Source organism: Streptomyces sp. SDT5-1 (genome assembly GCF_052245995.1).
GTDB lineage: Bacteria > Actinomycetota > Actinomycetes > Streptomycetales > Streptomycetaceae > Streptomyces.
The window spans coordinates 7,252,433-7,269,621 of record NZ_CM125963.1; the positions used below are offsets into that span (position 1 = coordinate 7,252,433).

General features: G+C 71.5%; 20 protein-coding genes. 14 read left to right on the forward strand and 6 right to left on the reverse strand.

Annotated elements, in window-relative coordinates:
• Positions 1 to 27 precede the first annotated feature (27 nt).
• Positions 28 to 252 carry a hypothetical protein gene (locus ACTWJ8_RS33265; RefSeq protein WP_443261261.1) on the forward strand — a complete coding sequence of 75 codons (225 nt, stop codon included), beginning with the start codon at positions 28 to 30 and terminating at the stop codon, positions 250 to 252.
• A gap of 64 nt (positions 253 to 316) precedes the next feature.
• Here the strand turns inward: ACTWJ8_RS33265 and ACTWJ8_RS33270 are convergent, their stop codons facing one another.
• Positions 317 to 1,111, reverse strand: coding sequence for an FHA domain-containing protein (locus tag ACTWJ8_RS33270; RefSeq protein WP_443261263.1), 795 nt, complete (start codon positions 1,109 to 1,111; stop codon positions 317 to 319).
• Positions 1,112 to 1,313: 202 nt separating this feature from the next.
• On the opposite strand from ACTWJ8_RS33270, the gene ACTWJ8_RS33275 reads away from it, so the two are divergent.
• Positions 1,314 to 2,948 carry a serine/threonine-protein kinase gene (locus ACTWJ8_RS33275; RefSeq protein ID WP_443265077.1) on the forward strand — a complete coding sequence of 545 codons (1,635 nt, stop codon included), beginning with the start codon at positions 1,314 to 1,316 and terminating at the stop codon, positions 2,946 to 2,948.
• A 65-nt stretch (positions 2,949 to 3,013) separates the two neighbouring features.
• On the opposite strand, the gene ACTWJ8_RS33280 is transcribed toward ACTWJ8_RS33275, so the two are convergent.
• Positions 3,014 to 3,625, reverse strand: coding sequence for an MBL fold metallo-hydrolase (locus tag ACTWJ8_RS33280; protein WP_443261264.1), 612 nt, complete (start codon positions 3,623 to 3,625; stop codon positions 3,014 to 3,016).
• Positions 3,625 to 4,710 carry an S-(hydroxymethyl)mycothiol dehydrogenase gene (locus ACTWJ8_RS33285; RefSeq protein WP_443261265.1) on the reverse strand — a complete coding sequence of 362 codons (1,086 nt, stop codon included), beginning with the start codon at positions 4,708 to 4,710 and terminating at the stop codon, positions 3,625 to 3,627. Before ACTWJ8_RS33285 ends, ACTWJ8_RS33280 begins: the two co-directional genes overlap by 1 nt.
• Positions 4,711 to 4,857: 147 nt before the next feature.
• On the opposite strand from ACTWJ8_RS33285, the gene ACTWJ8_RS33290 reads away from it, so the two are divergent.
• The 3 genes from ACTWJ8_RS33290 (at position 4,858) to ACTWJ8_RS33300 (ending at position 6,781) form a co-directional block, all read left to right on the forward strand.
• Entirely contained in the window at positions 4,858 to 5,871 is a 1,014-nt protein-coding gene (locus ACTWJ8_RS33290; RefSeq protein WP_443261266.1) for an Lrp/AsnC family transcriptional regulator, read from the forward strand.
• Positions 5,872 to 6,021: 150 nt separating this feature from the next.
• Entirely contained in the window at positions 6,022 to 6,486 is a 465-nt protein-coding gene (locus tag ACTWJ8_RS33295; RefSeq protein ID WP_443261267.1) for a hypothetical protein, read from the forward strand.
• A 121-nt stretch (positions 6,487 to 6,607) separates the two neighbouring features.
• Positions 6,608 to 6,781: a hypothetical protein gene (locus ACTWJ8_RS33300; protein WP_443261268.1), complete on the forward strand. Its 174-nt coding sequence runs from the start codon at positions 6,608 to 6,610 to the stop codon at positions 6,779 to 6,781.
• A 15-nt stretch (positions 6,782 to 6,796) separates the two neighbouring features.
• Here ACTWJ8_RS33300 and ACTWJ8_RS33305 read toward each other — a convergent pair whose 3' ends face one another.
• Positions 6,797 to 7,243, reverse strand: coding sequence for an SRPBCC family protein (locus ACTWJ8_RS33305; RefSeq protein WP_443261269.1), 447 nt, complete (start codon positions 7,241 to 7,243; stop codon positions 6,797 to 6,799).
• A gap of 46 nt (positions 7,244 to 7,289) precedes the next feature.
• Here ACTWJ8_RS33305 and ACTWJ8_RS33310 point away from each other — a divergent pair, with 46 nt between their 5' ends.
• The 8 genes from ACTWJ8_RS33310 (at position 7,290) to ACTWJ8_RS33345 (ending at position 15,485) form a co-directional block, all read left to right on the forward strand.
• On the forward strand, positions 7,290 to 7,892 hold the full coding sequence (locus tag ACTWJ8_RS33310) for a TetR/AcrR family transcriptional regulator (RefSeq protein WP_443261270.1): 603 nt from the start codon (positions 7,290 to 7,292) through the stop codon (positions 7,890 to 7,892).
• 100 nt (positions 7,893 to 7,992) lie between these two features.
• Positions 7,993 to 8,547: a MarR family winged helix-turn-helix transcriptional regulator gene (locus ACTWJ8_RS33315; protein ID WP_356373537.1), complete on the forward strand. Its 555-nt coding sequence runs from the start codon at positions 7,993 to 7,995 to the stop codon at positions 8,545 to 8,547.
• Between the two features lie 162 nt (positions 8,548 to 8,709).
• On the forward strand, positions 8,710 to 10,095 hold the full coding sequence (locus ACTWJ8_RS33320) for an MFS transporter (RefSeq protein WP_443261271.1): 1,386 nt from the start codon (positions 8,710 to 8,712) through the stop codon (positions 10,093 to 10,095).
• The gene (locus ACTWJ8_RS33325) at positions 10,092 to 11,123 is read left to right on the forward strand and encodes an MBL fold metallo-hydrolase (protein WP_443261272.1); all 1,032 of its coding nucleotides are present in this window, start codon (positions 10,092 to 10,094) and stop codon (positions 11,121 to 11,123) included. Before ACTWJ8_RS33320 ends, ACTWJ8_RS33325 begins: the two co-directional genes overlap by 4 nt.
• 41 nt (positions 11,124 to 11,164) lie before the next feature.
• Complete coding sequence (locus ACTWJ8_RS33330) at positions 11,165 to 12,325, forward strand: FAD-dependent monooxygenase (RefSeq protein WP_443261273.1); 1,161 nt, start codon at positions 11,165 to 11,167, stop codon at positions 12,323 to 12,325.
• Between the two features lie 145 nt (positions 12,326 to 12,470).
• Positions 12,471 to 14,105 carry an alpha-L-fucosidase gene (locus tag ACTWJ8_RS33335; protein ID WP_443261274.1) on the forward strand — a complete coding sequence of 545 codons (1,635 nt, stop codon included), beginning with the start codon at positions 12,471 to 12,473 and terminating at the stop codon, positions 14,103 to 14,105.
• Between the two features lie 113 nt (positions 14,106 to 14,218).
• Positions 14,219 to 14,500 carry a hypothetical protein gene (locus ACTWJ8_RS33340; RefSeq protein WP_443261275.1) on the forward strand — a complete coding sequence of 94 codons (282 nt, stop codon included), beginning with the start codon at positions 14,219 to 14,221 and terminating at the stop codon, positions 14,498 to 14,500.
• 181 nt (positions 14,501 to 14,681) lie between these two features.
• Positions 14,682 to 15,485, forward strand: coding sequence for a SigB/SigF/SigG family RNA polymerase sigma factor (locus ACTWJ8_RS33345; protein ID WP_443261276.1), 804 nt, complete (start codon positions 14,682 to 14,684; stop codon positions 15,483 to 15,485).
• Positions 15,486 to 15,544: 59 nt separating this feature from the next.
• On the opposite strand, the gene ACTWJ8_RS33350 is transcribed toward ACTWJ8_RS33345, so the two are convergent.
• Positions 15,545 to 16,243, reverse strand: a complete 699-nt coding sequence (locus tag ACTWJ8_RS33350) for a GAF and ANTAR domain-containing protein (RefSeq protein WP_356373530.1) — start codon at positions 16,241 to 16,243, stop codon at positions 15,545 to 15,547.
• A gap of 177 nt (positions 16,244 to 16,420) precedes the next feature.
• Here ACTWJ8_RS33350 and ACTWJ8_RS33355 point away from each other — a divergent pair, with 177 nt between their 5' ends.
• Complete coding sequence (locus ACTWJ8_RS33355) at positions 16,421 to 16,567, forward strand: hypothetical protein (RefSeq protein WP_356373529.1); 147 nt, start codon at positions 16,421 to 16,423, stop codon at positions 16,565 to 16,567.
• Positions 16,568 to 16,582: 15 nt separating this feature from the next.
• Here ACTWJ8_RS33355 and ACTWJ8_RS33360 read toward each other — a convergent pair whose 3' ends face one another.
• Positions 16,583 to 16,837 (reverse strand): hypothetical protein, encoded by a 255-nt coding sequence (locus ACTWJ8_RS33360; RefSeq protein WP_356373528.1) that lies wholly within the window; start codon positions 16,835 to 16,837, stop codon positions 16,583 to 16,585.
• Positions 16,838 to 17,189 lie beyond the last annotated feature (352 nt).

Below are 17,189 nucleotides of genomic sequence, written 5' to 3' on the forward strand. Positions count from 1 at the left end.
CGCCGACCCCACCGAGAAAGGCCGACCATGCCCACGGAATCCAGCAACGGTGACATCCACATGGGGGACGTCTCCGGAACCGTCATCGTAGGCGACAACAACAACGTGACGAACGCGCAGCCCAAGCCTCAGTCCGACCCCGACTCACAGGTCAGGCAGCAGAGTTCGGCGCAGGACCAGGCAGCCGTCTTCGCGCTCGAATCCGGCACCATGAACGTCACGTACAACACGGAGCCAGAGGCGCAGTGCTGAGGAACGGAAAGCGCCCCGGCCGACGATCCACGATCGTCGGCCGGGGCGCGTCCCGTGACCTCGCTCAGGAGTTGTCGTCCAGCAGCTCCAGGTCCTGGGCGCTCAGCGTCGCCGTCTTCAGCAGTTCCCTGATCAGGTTGACGCTGAGCGTCGAGCCGACCGGCTCGCCGACCTCGTCGCGCAGCAGCCCGCGCACGCCTCGGCGGTGCAGCCGCTCGCGGACGTCCTCGACCGTGTTCGCCACCGACTTGTGGGTCCAGGACTTCGTCGCGTACGGCGACGAGTTGGCGAGCCGGGCCGTGTCCTCCCAGGCCAGCGGGAGCGGGAAGGCGTCGTGGCCTTCGAGGTAGCGGCGGGCGAGCGCGGTGAGCACCAGCCGTTCCTGCGGGGCGAGTTCGTAGACCGTCTCGGGGTCCACGGTCTCCGCGTCGCCGGCGGAGCGCGGGTTGCTGTCGTCCTCGTCGACGACGCGCACCTCGACGAGATGGGAACGCCGCTTGGACGAGTTGATCACCAGCGGGGTGTAGCCGGACTCGATGAGCCGCTTGTGGCCGGTGAGCATCAGCACGCCGTCGGGCAGCTCGATCGGCAGATTGCCCGTGTTGACCAGCCACCAGTCGCCGTCCGCGGCCGTGCACGTGAACACCCCGTGCCGACGGCTGACGGTCGGGTCGTCGACCCCGACCGGTACGTGCACGTCCTCGCGGTCGCGCCCGAAAAGCAGCGTGTACCGGCGCGGCGGCACGGCGTACCCGCCCTCCGGGCCCAGGACGAAGATCGTCCCCGGCGGCGCCGACGGCACCCGGTCGGAGGGGCTGCCCGGCGGCAGTATCTGCGGGGGAAAGTTTCCGTACACCATGTCGCGTACCTCCGGCTCGGCTCGCGTCAGTGTATGGACGCGTGCCGGGGACCGGTCCCCGACGCGGATGCGTATGCGCGTGCCCGGCACGGGGGAGCGCGCGCGGGGGCGTGTCGCCGTGCGCCCCCAACTTGTGTTGCCTCGCCCCGACTTGATCGATAGCCTGCCCGCCTGGGCGTGAGCGGTCGGGGGACCTTTGATGATGGATGGCGTGATCGCCGAGCCGCTCGGCGCGGACGATCCGCAGGAGATCGGCAGCTTCACCCTCATCGGTCTGCTCGGCGTCGGCGGCATGGGCGAGGTCTACCTCGGAGCGTCCGACAGGGGCTACGCTGCCGTGAAGCGGGTCAGGGCGCGGCTGGTCGCGGGCGAGCGGTTCGAGCGCGAGGTCGGCATCCTCTACCGAGTGCCGCCCGGTGTGAGCCCGCGAGTGCTCGCGAGCGACGGCACGGCTGAGCGCCCCTGGTTCGCCACCGAGTACGTTCCCGGGCTCACGGTCGACGAGGCGGTCAGGCTGCGCGGCCCGCTGCCCGCGGACGCCCTGTGGCTGCTGCTCGCGGAGGCGGCCGGTCATCTGTCGGCCGTGCACGCCCTCCAGGTCGTGCACCGGGACATCAAGCCGGGCAACGTCATGCTGGTGCGCGACGGCGTGCAGCTGATCGACTTCGGCATCGCACGCGCCGCGGACCAGGCGCGACTCACCAAGTCCGGCGGCAGTTACGGCACGCAGGGGTTCTCGGCGCCGGAACAGCAGGCGGGGGACGAGAACGTGGGCGCGCCCGCGGACGTCTACGCGCTCGGGGCGCTGGTGCTCTACGCGGCGTCGGGCCGCACGCCCGGCGTGGTGCCCGACGCCGAGCCGCTGCGCGCCGTGGACACGGACCTCGCGACCGTCGTGGCGTCGTGCCTCGCGAACGATCCCGAAGACCGGCCCATCGCAAGAGAGTTGGCGGAGTCGGCCCGCGCACACCTCTCCGTTCCGCCGCCCGTCTGGCCCTCCGAGGTGATGGCACGCATCGCCGCGCGACGTGACTTCGCGGCGACACCGGTGAGCAAGATGGAGACGGTGCCGCCGGCGGACGCCGAGCCGGAACCGGGCGCCGAGCCGTCGCCCGGCGAGTCGACGGTGCCCTCACCTCGCCGCTCACGAACCCGCCGGATGGCCCTGGCTGCCGCGGTGGTGGTCGCCGCCCTCGGGGCCGCCGCGGCGTTCGTCCTCATGCCGTCCGACGACCGCCGTGACGACGACGCGTCCCCGTCCGCCGGAGAGACCGTGGCCGGGGTCGAGGCCTCCCGCAAGCCCTCCGCCACCCCGAGCCGCTCGACCTCGCCCACCCCGAAGTCCGGGCACCGGTCCCGGCCCCCGGCCGCGCCGACCGGCACACCCACCGACAACGCCGAGCCGAGCGAGTCCGGCACGCGCGCACCCTCCCGCCCCACCGCGACGGCCGCGCCCCCGGCCGCCGCCCCGCGCGTCACCTCGTCGTCGATCAGCGGCATCAACGGCCACGACGACCCCGCGCAGGTAGAGGGCTCCGAGGCGGACACCTCCTGGGTCGGCGACAACGCCACCTGCTCCGCCTGGCTCGACGACAACGGCTCCGGCGAGCTCGCGGGCGTACTGAACACCTCCCTGAACCAGAGCTGCGGCGCGGCGCTCCACCGCAGCGACGGCATCGCGTACACGTTCAGCGCGTCCTGGGGCGCCGAGAAGACCAACTTCATCCCGGTCGGAGGCCACACCATGTGGATCTGCGTCTGGAACGCCGACGACCGCTCCGACGAACAGTGCTCTGCACACTTCGCCATGCGAGGGAACACTCCGGTCAAGCAGTGACGCGGCACGGCCTCCGACTCCCGTCACCGGGAGCCGAAGGCCGCCAGGGCCGCCGACCTCCGGTCCTACTGGTCGAAGCCGGGGGCCTCGGCCGCGATCGTGGTGCTCGGCCCGTGGCCGGTGTGCACGATCGTGTCGAGCGGCAGCGTGAGCAGCCGGCGCCGGATGGAGTCCACGATCGTCGGATGGTCGGAGAACGACCGCCCTGTGGCGCCGGGGCCGCCCTGGAAGAGGGTGTCACCGGTGAACACCACCCCGAGGGCGGGCGCGTACAGGCACACCGCGCCCGGCGCGTGGCCCGGTGTGTGCAGCACCTGAAGCTCGATGCCCGCGACCTCGACGGCCTGTCCGTCGGCGAGTTCGCCGTCCGGCTTGCGGCCGGGGTGGGTCAGCTCCCACACCGGCAGGTCGTCGGGGTGCAGAAGGATCGGGGCGCCGGTCGTCACGGACAGGTTCGGGGCCTCGCGCACATGGTCGTCGTGCGCGTGCGTGCACACGATGGCCTTCAGGGTGCGGTCGCCGACGGCCTCGGCGATCGCCTCCGCGTCGTGCGGGGCGTCGATGACGACGACCTCGGTGTCGTCGCCGACGATCCAGACGTTGTTGTCGACCTCCCAGGTCCCGCCGTCGAGGCTGAACGTGCCGGACGTGGTGAGGTGTTCGATGCGCGCGCTCATCACAGGACCACCACCGAGCGGAGGACGTCGCCGTCGTGCATGCGGGCGAAGGCCTTCTCGACGTCGCCGAGGCCGACGGTCTCCGTCACGAAGGCGCCCAGGTCGAGGCGGCCCTGCTGATGCAGGTCGACCAGCATCGGGAAGTCGCGCTCCGGCAGGCAGTCGCCGTACCAGCTGGACTTGAGCGCGCCGCCGCGGCCGAACACGTCGAGCAGCGGCAGCTCGATGCGCATGTCGGGGGTGGGTACGCCGACGAGGACGACGGTGCCGGCCAGGTCGCGGGCGTAGAAGGCCTGCTCGTACGTCTCCGGGCGGCCGACCGCCTCGACGACGACATCGGCGCCGTTGCCGCCGGTCAGCTCGCGGATGGCCTCGACGGGGTCCTGCGTACGGGAGTTGACGGTGTGGGTGGCGCCCAGGGAGCGGGCGGTGGCCAGCTTGGCGTCGTCGATGTCGACGGCGATGATGCGCGCGGCGCCCGCGAGCCGGGAGCCCATGATCGCGGCGCCACCGACACCGCCGCAGCCGATGACGGCGACGCTGTCGCCGCGGCCCACGTTCCCGGTGTTGATGGCGGCGCCGATCCCGGCCATGACACCACAGCCGAGCAGACCGGCGACGGCGGGCGACACGGCCGGGTCCACCTTGGTGCACTGCCCGGCGGCCACCAGCGTCTTCTCGGCGAACGCACCGATCCCCAGCGCGGGCGACAGCTCCGTGCCGTCCTCCAGGGTCATCCTCTGCTTCGCGTTGTGGGTGGCGAAGCAGTACTGCGGACGCCCGCGCCGACAGGCACGGCACTGCCCGCACACCGCACGCCAGTTGAGGACGACGAAGTCACCGACGGAGACCTCGTCCACCCCCTCGCCGACGCTCTCCACGACGCCCGCCGCCTCATGACCGAGGAGGTAGGGGAACTCGTCGCCGATCCCGCCCTGCTTGTAGTGCAGATCGGTGTGGCACACGCCGCACGCCTCGATCCGCACCACGGCCTCGCCCGGGCCCGGGTCCGGAATCACGATGGTGGTGACTTCCGCCGGTGCGTCCTTGGCGGTGACCACGACTCCACGAACCTGCTGTGACATGTGACGTCCTCAAAGTACGAGATACGAGAAAGGAGACATGGGGCGGTGTGACGGCCGCCGTCCCCGCGACCTACGATCACGCAGCACGCCCGCCGCTCCCAGTCGGCGCGGGAAAAGCGGCAGACACCGGCATCAGCGGAGGGCCATGTGACCGATACCAGCACACCGGACCGGCTCGACCGGCAGCTGCTGCACGCGCTCCAGCTCGACGGCCGCGCTCAGTTCCGCCGCATCGCGCCCGTGCTCGACGTCTCCGAGCACACCGTGGCCCGCCGCTACCGGCGGCTGCGCGGGGCGGGACTGCACATCGTCGGCGAACCCGACGCCGAGCGCCTCGGCCGCACCCGGTGGCTGATCCGTCTGCGCTGCGCCCCGGACGCGGCCCTGCCCATCGCCGAGGCACTGGCCCGCCGCCCGGACACCGGCTACATCAGCCTGGCCTCCGGCGGCACCGAGCTGCACTGCACCATCCACACGGGCGGCGCCGAGGAGGACGAGGAGGTCCTCCTCAGCGCCCTGCCCCGCACGCCGCGGATCATCTCCTTCGACGCCCACTGCTTCCTGCGCACCTTCTGCGGCAACCCGCCCCGCTGGTATACCAAGCTCGGCGCCCTCACCCCGGAACAGCACACCGCGCTGCTGCCGGAGCACACCCCGGCGCCGTCCCCGCCCGTGCCGCCGCTCGCCGCCCTCGGCACCGCCCAGCAGACCGTCGAGCTCGACGAGGCCGACCACGCGCTGGTCGACGCGCTGGCCAAGGACGGCCGCGCGAGCCTGCCCGAACTCGCCGCCGCGACCGGCCTGTCCACGTCCAGCGTCCGCCGCCACCTCGAACGCCTCCGGGAGACCGGCGCGATCCGTGTGAACGTCGACTTCCCACCGGTCCGGCTCGGCTACCGCAAGCGCGCCATGCTGTGGCTGCGGGTGGCACCGGGCGCGCTGCAACGGGTCGGCGAAACCCTCAGCGCCCACCCGCAGACCGACCTGGTCGCCGCCACGACGGGCCCTTCGAACCTGATCGCCACGGTGATCTGCCGCAACGCCACCGAGCTGTACCTCTACCTCAACCACCACATCGGCGCCCTCCCGGACATCCAGTCGGTCGAGACGGCCCCGGTCATCCGCGAGGTCAAACGCCTGACACCACGCGGCCCAGCGTGACACCAGCGGCCGTCGCAGGCCTTGCCGGTCCCGAACCGGTCAGGAATCGAGAAGCCGGGCCCCCGCCTCGGACGTAGCGTGAAGACGTCGCCGGGAGGTCCGGCGGGCACCCGGCGGTCAATGGCCGGGCCGCAGTGTCAGGAGGACGTCATGCCGTACACCGTCGACTTCAAGAACGTGTCCACCGTCGGCCTGGAGTCGTCGCCGGTGACGGACGCGCTCGCCGGGCTGCGCGCCAACGAAGCGCGCTACTTCAAGAACAAGTACGACCACGAGTTCACGGTCCGCCCGGCGAGCGAGGCGTCCGACGTCGTCGACTACGTGTCCCGCATCCTCTCCGAGGAGCGCGGCCTCGTCATCGCCTCCCGCCCGCTGGAGGCGACCTCCTTCGAGGTGGGCGGGTTCCGGATGGCGTACGTGTTCTACGAGTCCGGCCTGGCGATCAACGTGATGTACGGCATCGAGGACGGCGCGAAGCGCGCGGTGGGGTTCAAGCTGTCGGAAGGCATGGAGGTGCCGGAGGAACTGGCGTCGACGTTCAAGTTCGCCCGCCAGAAGTCCAAGCTGGCCGGGGAGATCCGCGGCTCCTTCTTCGTGATCAAGGGCGAGTACTGAGACCGGGAGGGGGCCGCCATCCGTCGATGGGACGGGTGGAGCAGCCGATCGGTTGATGCCGGGCGTCGGGCGGGCCGCCGATGATGGAGGTGACATCCCTCCGACCGTGCCGGGAGACGCCATGGGACTTCGTACTCGACTGCGCGAGCGCACCGCCCGGAAGGCGGACGAGTCGCGCACCAAGGCCTACGAGAAGGCCCGCGCACGCGGCGCCACCGAGCAGGACGCGGTCGCCGCGGGGGAGCGGGCCGCTCGGCGGCGGCGTCGCGCGCGCCGGTCCCTGTACATGTCCTGACAGCGGCGACCGTCGTCAGGATCGGGCCAGCTCGGCGGCCAGGCGTCGCATCGCCGTGTCGTTGGCGCGGCGCATCACGAGGCGGACGACCGGGGCCAGGAGGCGGTCCGCGAGCGGGGCCCGCAGCCATGTGTACGTGAAGGTGACGCGGGTGCTGCCGGACGGCAGGCGGTCCAGGGTGTACGTGCCCTGGGCCAGGCGGCGGCCGGCCGCGCTGACATTGCGCTCCACGATGAGCCGCGGGGCCTCGGCCTCCACGACCTCGATGGAGACGTCGGCCTTCGTGCCGGCCAGGGCGGCCAGGACCGTCGCGCGCGATCCGACGCCGCGGTCGGGGCCGCCGTAGCGCCAGTCCGTCAGGTAGTGGTCGGTGAATCGCTCGTGGTGAGCCATGACATCGAGGAAGTCGTAGACCTCTTCTGCCGTCTGAGGAACGTCGATCGAGACGATGACAGGCTTCATGTACCACACGGTACATCGCGGGTGTACCGATTGGTACACTCGTGGCGTGGTGAAGGTGAATGCGGATGACTCGGCAGCGGATCGCACGTCCGGGCAGGACCGGCGCGCGCAGCTCGTCGACGCCGCCGTCGAGCACGTCGCCGCGCACGGCATCGGAGGCCTGAGCCTGCGCGGCCTGGGCGCGGCCATCGGCGTCAGTCACCGCATGCTCATCCACTACTTCGGCTCCAAGGAGCAGTTGTTCGTCGAGATCGTCCGGGAGTCGGAGCGGCGGCAGCGCGATCTGCTGTCCCGGCTCCGCCTGGAACCCGGGCTCGCGCCCGCCGACGCCGCGCGACGCCTGTGGCGGGAGCTGACCGACCCCCGGCTCGCCGGTCAGGAGCGGCTCTTCTTCGAGATCTGCGGGCACGCGCTGCAAGGGCGTCCCGAGGCGGCTCCGTTCCTCGAGGGGCTGGTCGAGGACTGGCTCGAGCCGCTCGTCGCCGCCGACGTCGCGGCGGGGGCGGATCCCGCCGTGGCCCGCAACCGCGCGCGGGTGGGGCTCGCCACGGTGCGCGGTCTCCTGCTCGACCTGCTCGCGACCGGCGACCGCGAAGGCGTCGACGCGGCGCTCGAGGAGTTCCTCCGGCTGTACTACGGCGAGGAGTGACGGTCGCCCGGTACCTGGACGCCGGTGGGCGGCGTCTCCCGCCGTAGAATGCCTGCTCGCGGCGCGGCCCAACTCTCTCGGGCGGCGGGATGAGGACGTGATGAGTGAACCGGGGGCGGGGCAGCAGGACGCTGTGGCCGCCATGCTGGAGCAGTGGCAACGCGAGTTCCCCGAGGTGGACGCCACCGCGCTGGGCGTGTTCGGGCGGCTGCACCGCAGCTTCAACCGCTACCAGGCCCAGCTGAACGCGTTCTTCGACACGTACGACCTCACCGTTCCGGCCTTCGGCGTGCTGGCAGCGCTGCGCCGCGCGGGCGCCCCGTACCGGCGCACCGTCAGTGAACTGGCCGACGCCAACCTGCTGACCAGCGGCGGCATCACGCAGCGGGTCGACAAGCTGGAGGCCGCCGGGCTCGCCCTGCGCGTACGGGACCCCGACGACCGCCGGATCGTACACATACAGCTCACCGACCGCGGGCTCGCGCTCGCCGAGGAGATCATCGGCGCCCACTTCGCCCACGAGGCGGACATGCTCGCCGACCTCACGGAACCCGAACGCGACCAGCTGGCGGGCCTGTTGAGCCGGCTGGAACGGTCCCTGGACCGGGCGGCCGAGCGGACGTCGGGGCGGGGGAGCGGCGAGGTCGGCGGGTAGGCCCCGGCCTCGTACCTGACGACACATCACATGTGAAGCGGCCGCAATCTCTTGGCGTGGAGGGGTTGTGGCCGCTTCTCGCGGCCTGCTAGAAACCTTAGCGCTAAATCATTTAGAGCTAAGTCATATCCGCAGGGGCCGCCAGGCCCGCAGGAGGGCCGAATGAGTACCAGCGTCACGCCCGACGCCACGGGGCAGGACATCGCGGCACGCCTCGAACGGCTGCCCATGTCCCGCTGGCAGGTCATGGTGCGCCTCGCCATCGGCGTGGTCACCTTCTTCGAAGCCTTCGATCAGCTGCTGATCGCCTACACACTGCCCGTCATCACCAAGGAGTGGGACATCTCCGCGGCGGGCACCACGCTCACCCTCACCATCGGCTCCATCGGCATGCTGCTCGGCGCCTTCGTCTCCGGCTGGGCCGCCGACCGGGTCGGCCGCGTCAAGGTCATCTCGATCTGCGTCGCCCTCACCGCCCTGTGCAGTCTGCTGATGGCCGGCTGCACCTCACTGGCGCCGTTCCTGGTGCTCCGCTTCGTACAGGGCTTCGCCATCGGTGGCGAGGTGCCGACCGCCGCCGCGTACATCAGCGAGATCAGTCGGGCACACCGCAGGGGCCGCTTCGTCCTCTTCTACGAGATCGTGTTCCCGGCAGGCCTCGCGGCGGGCGCACTGCTCGCCGCATGGGTCATCCCGCACTGGGGCTGGCGCGCGCTGTACCTGTTCGCCGCAGCCCCCGGTCTCGCGTCCGTGCTCCTCCAGCGCCGCATCCCGGAGTCGCCCCGCTGGCTCGCCTCCCGCGGCCGGTACGAGAAGGCGCGGGCGACGATGGATCTCATCGAGGATCGCGTACGGCGCGCGAGCGGCGCCGAGCTGCCCGAACCGACCACCCCGGCCGTACGGGAAACGCCGGCCCCGGCACCTGCCCGCGGCTCACTGCGGGACCTGTTCACCGGCCGCTACCGCCGCCGCACCCTGGTCGTCTGGACCATCTGGTTCGTCGGCTACCTCGCCAACTACGGCATCACGTCCTGGCTGCCCACCCTCTACAAGGGCGTCTACGCGATGTCCCTCAGCTCGGCGCTCTGGTACAGCACCATGGCATCGGTCGCAGGACTCGTCGGCTGTGTCCTCGCCGCGCTGCTGGTGGACCGGGTCGGGCGGCGCGGGATCGTCGTGGGCGGCCTCGGCGGGACGACCGCGATGCTCGTGGTCCTGGCCGTGCTCGGCGCCGGAGCGCCCTGGCAACTGGCCGTGTGGTCCTCGCTCGCCGCCATGTTCAACTTCGCGGTCAACATCAGCCTCTACCTCTACACGCCCGAGCTCTACCCGACCCGCGCCCGCGCCCTCGGGTGCAGCATGGGCGGCGTCATGAACCGCCTCGGCCTGATCGTCGGCCCGCTGCTCGTGGGCCTGGTCTACGGCGGTGGCACCCAGCTGTCGGCGGTCTTCCTCCTGCTGGCCGTGTTCACGCTGGCCGGCGCCGTGGTGGCGGGTCTCTTCGCCGAGGAGACCGCGGGCCGCACCCTCGAGGAGGTCTCGCCGTGAGCCACCCGACGTGCGACGGGCAGCCCGCCGCCGACCTGTGCACCTGCGGCACCGCGGCCCCGTCCTCCCTCGCGGTCCCACCCGACCCGGTTCGAGTCACCGGCGACACACCACCGGACGATCCGACCGCGCTCAGTGTCATCCTGCTCGGCACCGGCGCCGGCCCCTACCCCGCGCCCGGACGCCAGGGCGCCTCCACCGCGGTCGTCGTCAGGGACCGTACGTACCTGGTGGACGCCGGGTACGGCGCGCTGCGCAAGTACGCGCAGGCGGGGCTGCGCCTCAGCGACCTGCGGGCGGTCTTCCTCACCCACCTGCACTCCGACCACACCGCCGACCTGTTCAACCTGTTCCTCCTCGGCTGGGGCCCGGCCAACGACGGCGTGAACCAGCCCGTGCACATCGCCGGCCCTGGGCCCGACCACACCGAGCCCGACCGGCCGCAACCCGGCACCGAAGGTCTGCTCACCCACCTCCTCGCCGGTTTCGGCCAGGACATCGCCGTACGCCTGCGCACCAGCACCCGTACACCGCTCGCGGACCTGGTCAGGGCGCACGACCTGGTGTCACCACCGCCCGGTCGGGACGTGCTCGTGTACGAGGACGACCGGGTGCGGGTCACCGCCCGCGAGGTGCCGCATCCGCCGCTGCACCAGAGTTTCGGCTACCGCTTCGAGACCGACGAGGGTGTCGTGGCCTTCTCAGGCGACACCGCGTACAGCGACAGCGTCGGCGAACTCGCCGCGGGCGCCGACCTGTTGGTGCACGAGACCATGGAGCCCGACTTCTACCGCGGCCTCGGCTACTCCGACCGGCTCCTCGACTTCCTCACCGCGTCCCACACCGCGCCCGGCGACGTCGGAAGACTCGCCACCGCGGCCGGAGCGCGGCGTGTCGCGCTCAGCCACATCGGCCCGCCGGACCCGCGCGAGGTCGGCGACGACGACTGGACCCGCAAGGTGGCGGCCACCTACGCCGGTCCCGTCGTCGTCGGCCACGACCTGACCCGCCTCGTCCCCGCCCCATGAACCACCCCACCCCTCCCACGAGTTCCACGGAGCACCGCACCATGCACGAGAAGAACAAGCAGCGCGACCCGAACCGCACGACACCCACCGTCGGCATCGTGGGCGGCGGCGTCGGCGGGCTCGCCGCCGCGATCGCCCTGCGCCAGGCGGGCCTGGAAGCGGTCGTGTTCGAGCAGACGGCACACTTCGGCCGGGTCGGCGCCGACATCAACCTCACGCCCAACGCGGTCAAGGCCCTCGACGGCCTCGGCGTCGGTGACACCCTGCGGCGCACGGCAGCCCGCCCCACCCACCGCCTCAGCCGGAACTGGGACACCGGCGAGGAGACCTCCCGCATCGAGATGGGCGCCGAGGCCCAGAACCGCTACGGATCCCCGCAACTCACCATGCACCGCGCCGACTTGCTCGCTGCGCTCGAAGAGGCGCTGCCGTCCGGAACCGTCCGCTTCGGCAGCCGTCTGACACACACCACCGAGCATGCCGAGGGTGTCACCGCGACGTTCGAGGACGGCACCGAGGCGGACGTCGACGTGCTGGTCGGCGCCGACGGCATCCACTCCGTCGTACGCCACGACCTGTTCGGCCCGGACCATCCTCAGTTCACCGGTCTCGTCGCGTACCGCGCCGTGGTGCCCGCCGGGCGCCTCGAGGTCCCCGGCATGGACACCTTCACCAAGTGGTGGGGCCTGGACCCGGCCACCCAGCTGGTCACCTTCCCGCTCAACCGGGGCCGGGACCTGTTCGTCTTCGCGACCACGGCCCAGGAGAGCTGGCAGCACGAATCCTGGACGACGCCCGGAGACGCCGCCGAACTCCGCTCCCACTACCGTGAGTTCCACCCCGAGGCGCGCGCCGTCCTCGACGCCTGCCACGAGGTCCTCAAGTCCGCCCTCTACGTCCGCGACCCGCTGCCCTCGTGGTCGTCGGCCCGCCGTACCCTGCTCGGCGACGCCTGCCACCCCATGACACCCTTCATGGCCCAGGGCGCCGCGATGGCCATCGAGGACGCCGTCGTGCTCGCCCGTGCCCTGGCCGCCGCCGACCCCGGCTGCCCGGAACCGGCCCTCAAGTCGTACGAGACCACCCGCCGCGACCGCACCGCCCGCGTCCAGATCGGCTCCCGCGGCAACGACTGGCTGCGCACGTCGGGCAACGGTGACTGGGTGTACGCGTACGACGCGTGGACGGTGCCGCTGGGGTGAGGGTGGGGCGGCCAGTCCGTTGCCCCTTCGGGCGCACGGGGCGCACCTGTCACGGGGCTTACCGAAAATCCGTTACTGCGTCATGATCCAGAGCTGTACAGCGCAGCGAAGAGAGATCCGAGCCATGTGCCTGTAGGAGTGATGGATGACGTCTCGCCGCCAGATCCTCGGTGTCCTGGGAGCCGCTCCCGCGATCGCCGCCCTCGGGAGCGCCGGAGCGTACGCGGCCGGCGGCGGGGGCCGCGCCCGCCCCGCCTCGATCGTCCCGGTCACCGGGAACGACACCCCGGAACAGATCATCGCCAAGGCCGCCGACGTGGTCCCGCGAAAAGGCCAATTTGCGTGGCAGCGCCGCGAGATCACGGCGTTCACGCACTTCGGGATGAACACGTTCACCGACCGTGAGTGGGGGTCGGGCGCCGAGGACCCGGCGACGTTCGCGCCGACCGCCGTCGACGCCGACCAGTGGATTCGCACGTACCGGGCCATGGGCGCCGAACTCGCGATGATCACCGCCAAGCACCACGACGGATTCACCCTCTTCCCCAGCCGCTACACACCCCACTCGATCCTCAAGAGCCCGGGCCGGCCGAACGTCGTCCGCGCGTACGTGGACGCGGCGCGCGCACAGAGGATGCGCGTGGGGATCTATCTCTCGCCGTCCGACGGCGGGGAGTTGCCGCACGCCTGGCACGCCGAGTGGATCGAGTCGCTGCGGAAGAAGCAGGCGGAGGGCGGGAAGCTGACCTCGGTGGAGCAGACCGCGCTCGACGACGGCGATCGCGCGCCCGGTGGCCTCGGCCGCTTCGGCAACGGCAGCGCGGTCAGGGAACACACCATCCCCACGCTCGTCGACGGCGACGACCGGGCGGACGCCGTGCGCTCCGGGAAACTGCCCACGTTCACCGTGCACGTCAACGACTACGACGCGTACTACCTGAACCTGGTCTACGAACTCTTCACGGAGTACGGGCCGTTGGACGAGTTCTGGCTGGACGGCGCCAATCCGTGGGCCGACGCCGGGATCACCCAGGAGTACCGCTTCGAGGAGTGGTTCCGGGTGATCGAGGCGCTGTCGCCCGACACCGTCGTCTTCGGCGGTCCGGCGGGTGTGCGCTGGGTCGGCAACGAGGGCGGGGTCGCCCGCGAGACCGAGTGGAGCGTCGTGCCGACGACCGCGGACCCGCGGACGTACCACGGCGAATGGCTGCTGCCGCACGGACCGACCGCGGCCGACATCGGCTCCCGCGACCGGCTGACCGAGCCCGGCGTCACTCATCTGTCCTGGTTCCCCGCGGAGGCCGACGTCTCCAACCGGCCGGGCTGGTTCCACCACGCGGACGAACAGCCCAAGTCGGCGGCCGAGCTCTTCGACCTGTACGAGAAGAGCGTCGGCCGCAACGCGACGCTCCTCCTCAACGTGCCCCCGTCGAAGGCGGGGACGATCGACGCCGCGGACGTCGCCGAACTGACGGCGTTCGGCGACCGGGTCCGCAAGGTGTACGGCCGCCCGGTGGCCGCGAACGCCGACGGCACCACCACGTTCGACCGGGTCGCGGTCCGCGAGGACATCGAGCACGGTCAACGGGTGGAGAGCTTCGCCGTGGAGGCCGAGACCGATGGCACGTGGCGCCGGATCGCCACCGGCACGACCATCGGCCACCAGCGGATCCTCCCGCTCGACACCCCGGTCACCGCGACCCGCGTCCGCGTCAAGATCCTCGCCGCCCGCGGGGAGGCCCACCTGGGCCGCACGACGCTCCACAGGGCGACCGACTGACCTCACGCGGCGCCCGCCGGTAACGGCATATGCGTGCTTCGTCATGTCATGGCCAGGAGTTGGCGGGCGTCGCTACGATTCTGCACATGTCCGCCACTCGATCCCCTGATGGCATGCGGTCCGTTGAGGAACTCAACGAGCAGATCCGCAGCCTCATGCTGGCTTCCGGCGGTTGGCTCAGCGAGGAACAACGCGTCGTCTACGCGGACCTCGTCACCGCCTGGGCCCTCGCGTCACGGCACTCCACGCCGACCGACGCGCCCGCCCAGGACGAGCGCTGCCCGGGTCCGACAAGGAGCAGGACCCCGCGCCGCGCCCGCCCCGGACACGGCCCGGTGGCGCCGATCCCTCATCCGTCGCACGAGTCACGGCCCGAGGACCCGGTGACGGCGTAGCGGCGGGCCCGGCTCCGTCCGCCCGGGAGGCCGGATGGTGATCGCCGGGTTTGGTCGTGGAGGCGAGGGGCATGCGGTGGATCAGTGCTTGGGACAACAGGCGCGTACCAGCGGCGGTGCCGTGTGAGAGCGCTCTGCTGCTGGTGATCTGACGTCCAGCAACATGAGGAGCACGCGGACCATGCCTACTCACCACCCTCATGACGACGCCCCCGACACCGAGCAGGACTTCCGGCGTCTCGCGGAGGCCGCTGAAGGCCCGGAGTACGACGTCTTGCTGGAAGAACTGGTCGAGGCGTGGCTGCCGATGGCCGAACGCCTCGCGGGCCGGTACCGGAACAAGGGCGAGAGCCTCGACGACCTCCGGCAGGTGGCCGCGCTCGGCCTGGTCAAGGCCATCGAGCGCTACGAGCCGGGGCGCGGCGCCTTCGAGTCGTACGCGGTGCCCACCATCACGGGTGAGCTGCGCCGGCACTTCCGTGACCACAGCTGGGACGTGCACGTCCCGCGCCGGGTGCAGGATCTGCGCAACAAGGTCAGGAAGGCCCGTCGTGAGTTGCAGGACCGGCCCGGCACGGGCGAGGAGCCCTCGATCGAGGAGATCGCCGCGCACGCGGAGCTGACCGTGGAGCAGGCCCAGGAGGGCATCGAGGCCCTCGACAGCCACAGCACGCTGTCCCTGGAGGCACAACTCCCTTCGGCGGACGAAGGGTTCAGCCTGGCCGACACCATCGGAGCGCCGGACGAGGCCTATGACATCATCACCGACCGTGAGGCCGCCAAGGAGGGGTTGCGGCTGCTGCCCGAGAGGGAGCGGGAGGTCCTCTACATGCGGTTCTTCGAGGACATGACGCAGTCCCGCATCGCGGAGAAGATCGGTGTGTCGCAGATGCACGTCTCGCGCCTGATCACACGCAGTTGCGAGCGCGTGCGCGACGTGGCCACCGGGCCCGCCGAGCACGCCGAGCACGCCCGAGCCGCCTGACAGAGCCCCAGGTGCTCGGCCCGACCGAGGCTCGGGAGCCGAGGCTCAGGAGTCGCGGCTCAAGAGTCGGGGTCGAGCACCTGGGCGGCGACGCTCGACAGCGGCTGCCCGCCCGCGAAGGCGCGGGCGCGCAGCCGGGCCAGTGCCTCCTCGACGGGCAGGCCCAGGCGCCCGGCGAGCCGGTCGGACGCGGCGTGGGTGGTGGCCCAATGCGTTTCGAGGAGGTCTCTGGGCTCCCACGGCGGCAGCGTGCCATGTGCCAGAAGCCGCCAGAACGACGGCAGCAGTACCTGGGCGGTGGCCGCGACGGCCTGCGTGGCGTCCCGCATCGTCTGCGGGGTGATCGGGCCCGGCCGCTCGCACAGCAGCGCGACGACGCCGAACACATCGGCCTCGAAGCGGAGCGGGAAGGCGTACACGGCCCGGTAGTCACCCTGCTCCAGGCAGGTCTGGAACATCGGCCACTTCGGCAGCTGCCGAGCCATGTCGTCGACCAGCACCGGCTGACCCGTCACCGCGGCGGTGACACACGGGCCCTCCCCGGCCAGGTACTCCGCCTCCTCCAGACATACGGCGCGCCGATCGCTCACTCCCAGCAACTGCCGGTAAGGGGTGTCGGTGAGCAGCACGATCGCCGCCGCGTCGACCGGAAGGGCCTCGCAGAGGGCCTGGCACAGCGCCGTCGGCAGCCGCCGTCCCGCCTCGGGTCGGCGCGCGGCGTCCAGGACCTGGTCGGCTGCGGTCGGCCTCTCGCTCATCGGGCTGCTCCCCGCATCGGCAGTCGTTCTCAGCCAGTCGGGTACCCGGCTGCGGCACAAGATTCTCTTCGGGGGCGGTGCCCGGATCGGGGAGATCCCGTAACCGGGACCTTGGGCCCGCCCGGGCGGGCCCAAGGGCGGATCCGCAGGTGGCCGCGCCCATGGTGCACTAATTGAATGGTGAAGCACCTGCTGGAGCATCTCTGTGACACGGCCCCCGCCACGGGCCCGCGCCCCGGTGGCCGGGACACGACCGTGCTCGCCGATCCGGCCCACGACGACGGAGGCGTCCCGCTGCGCCACTGCGGCTTCCACCGCCCCTGACGGTGGAAGACCTGATCAGTTGAACCAGTTCAGAAGCCGGGCATGCGCCGACCCACAGGCACCGTCTGCCACTGCCGCGTCGTATACCCGCTGATTCGCCGCGGCCAGCTCCTCGGGAGAGGCGTCGCGGGCCACGTAGCTCCCGGAGAAGACGACGCACGATGACGGGTGGACCGGCTGAGCGGCGTACCAGCCGAAGCCAACGGCAGCGATCAAGACCGAAAGGGTCGTGAGCATGCGTCGGGGTGTGCCGAGGAGACGGGTGATCATCGCGTGATCATACGGAGCGGCCGGGAGCGCATGCCGCGGCAGGGCGCCCGGCCTCTGGGGTCCCGCGGCGCCCATCCCCCGTCCGGGCGACTCGCTCGCTCGGCACGCCCCGGCTTACCCGCGAGTAAGGTGCATGCCAGAATGGAACCAGTGCCCCGCGGTGCATCCCCCGTCGCCGCGGGGCACTCACCTGCGCACACCCTGTTGCGGCATCCGGATTCGAGCAATACTTGGAAACGCTGCCAGGCCGAACCGCTACCGACTCGCCCGCGCGCCAGAGGCGCCTCAGCGAGGGCTGCCGTAACCACGGCTTCGGCCTCGGGTGATTTACACCGGCGAGACCTGCGGCCAG

Bases quoted from the DNA above. Each gene is read 5' to 3' on its own strand.
- ACTWJ8_RS33265 (WP_443261261.1), top strand. From the start codon at position 28: ATGCCCACGGAATCCAGCAACGGTGACATCCACATGGGGGACGTCTCC.
- ACTWJ8_RS33270 (WP_443261263.1), bottom strand. From the start codon at position 1,111: ATGGTGTACGGAAACTTTCCCCCGCAGATACTGCCGCCGGGCAGCCCC.
- ACTWJ8_RS33275 (WP_443265077.1), top strand. From the start codon at position 1,314: ATGGATGGCGTGATCGCCGAGCCGCTCGGCGCGGACGATCCGCAGGAG.
- ACTWJ8_RS33280 (WP_443261264.1), bottom strand. From the start codon at position 3,625: ATGAGCGCGCGCATCGAACACCTCACCACGTCCGGCACGTTCAGCCTC.
- ACTWJ8_RS33285 (WP_443261265.1), bottom strand. From the start codon at position 4,710: ATGTCACAGCAGGTTCGTGGAGTCGTGGTCACCGCCAAGGACGCACCG.
- ACTWJ8_RS33295 (WP_443261267.1), top strand. From the start codon at position 6,022: ATGCCGTACACCGTCGACTTCAAGAACGTGTCCACCGTCGGCCTGGAG.
- ACTWJ8_RS33300 (WP_443261268.1), top strand. From the start codon at position 6,608: ATGGGACTTCGTACTCGACTGCGCGAGCGCACCGCCCGGAAGGCGGAC.
- ACTWJ8_RS33305 (WP_443261269.1), bottom strand. From the start codon at position 7,243: ATGAAGCCTGTCATCGTCTCGATCGACGTTCCTCAGACGGCAGAAGAG.
- ACTWJ8_RS33315 (WP_356373537.1), top strand. From the start codon at position 7,993: ATGAGTGAACCGGGGGCGGGGCAGCAGGACGCTGTGGCCGCCATGCTG.
- ACTWJ8_RS33320 (WP_443261271.1), top strand. From the start codon at position 8,710: ATGAGTACCAGCGTCACGCCCGACGCCACGGGGCAGGACATCGCGGCA.
- ACTWJ8_RS33330 (WP_443261273.1), top strand. From the start codon at position 11,165: ATGCACGAGAAGAACAAGCAGCGCGACCCGAACCGCACGACACCCACC.
- ACTWJ8_RS33335 (WP_443261274.1), top strand. From the start codon at position 12,471: ATGACGTCTCGCCGCCAGATCCTCGGTGTCCTGGGAGCCGCTCCCGCG.
- ACTWJ8_RS33340 (WP_443261275.1), top strand. From the start codon at position 14,219: ATGCGGTCCGTTGAGGAACTCAACGAGCAGATCCGCAGCCTCATGCTG.
- ACTWJ8_RS33345 (WP_443261276.1), top strand. From the start codon at position 14,682: ATGCCTACTCACCACCCTCATGACGACGCCCCCGACACCGAGCAGGAC.
- ACTWJ8_RS33350 (WP_356373530.1), bottom strand. From the start codon at position 16,243: ATGAGCGAGAGGCCGACCGCAGCCGACCAGGTCCTGGACGCCGCGCGC.
- ACTWJ8_RS33355 (WP_356373529.1), top strand. From the start codon at position 16,421: ATGGTGAAGCACCTGCTGGAGCATCTCTGTGACACGGCCCCCGCCACG.
- ACTWJ8_RS33360 (WP_356373528.1), bottom strand. From the start codon at position 16,837: ATGATCACCCGTCTCCTCGGCACACCCCGACGCATGCTCACGACCCTT.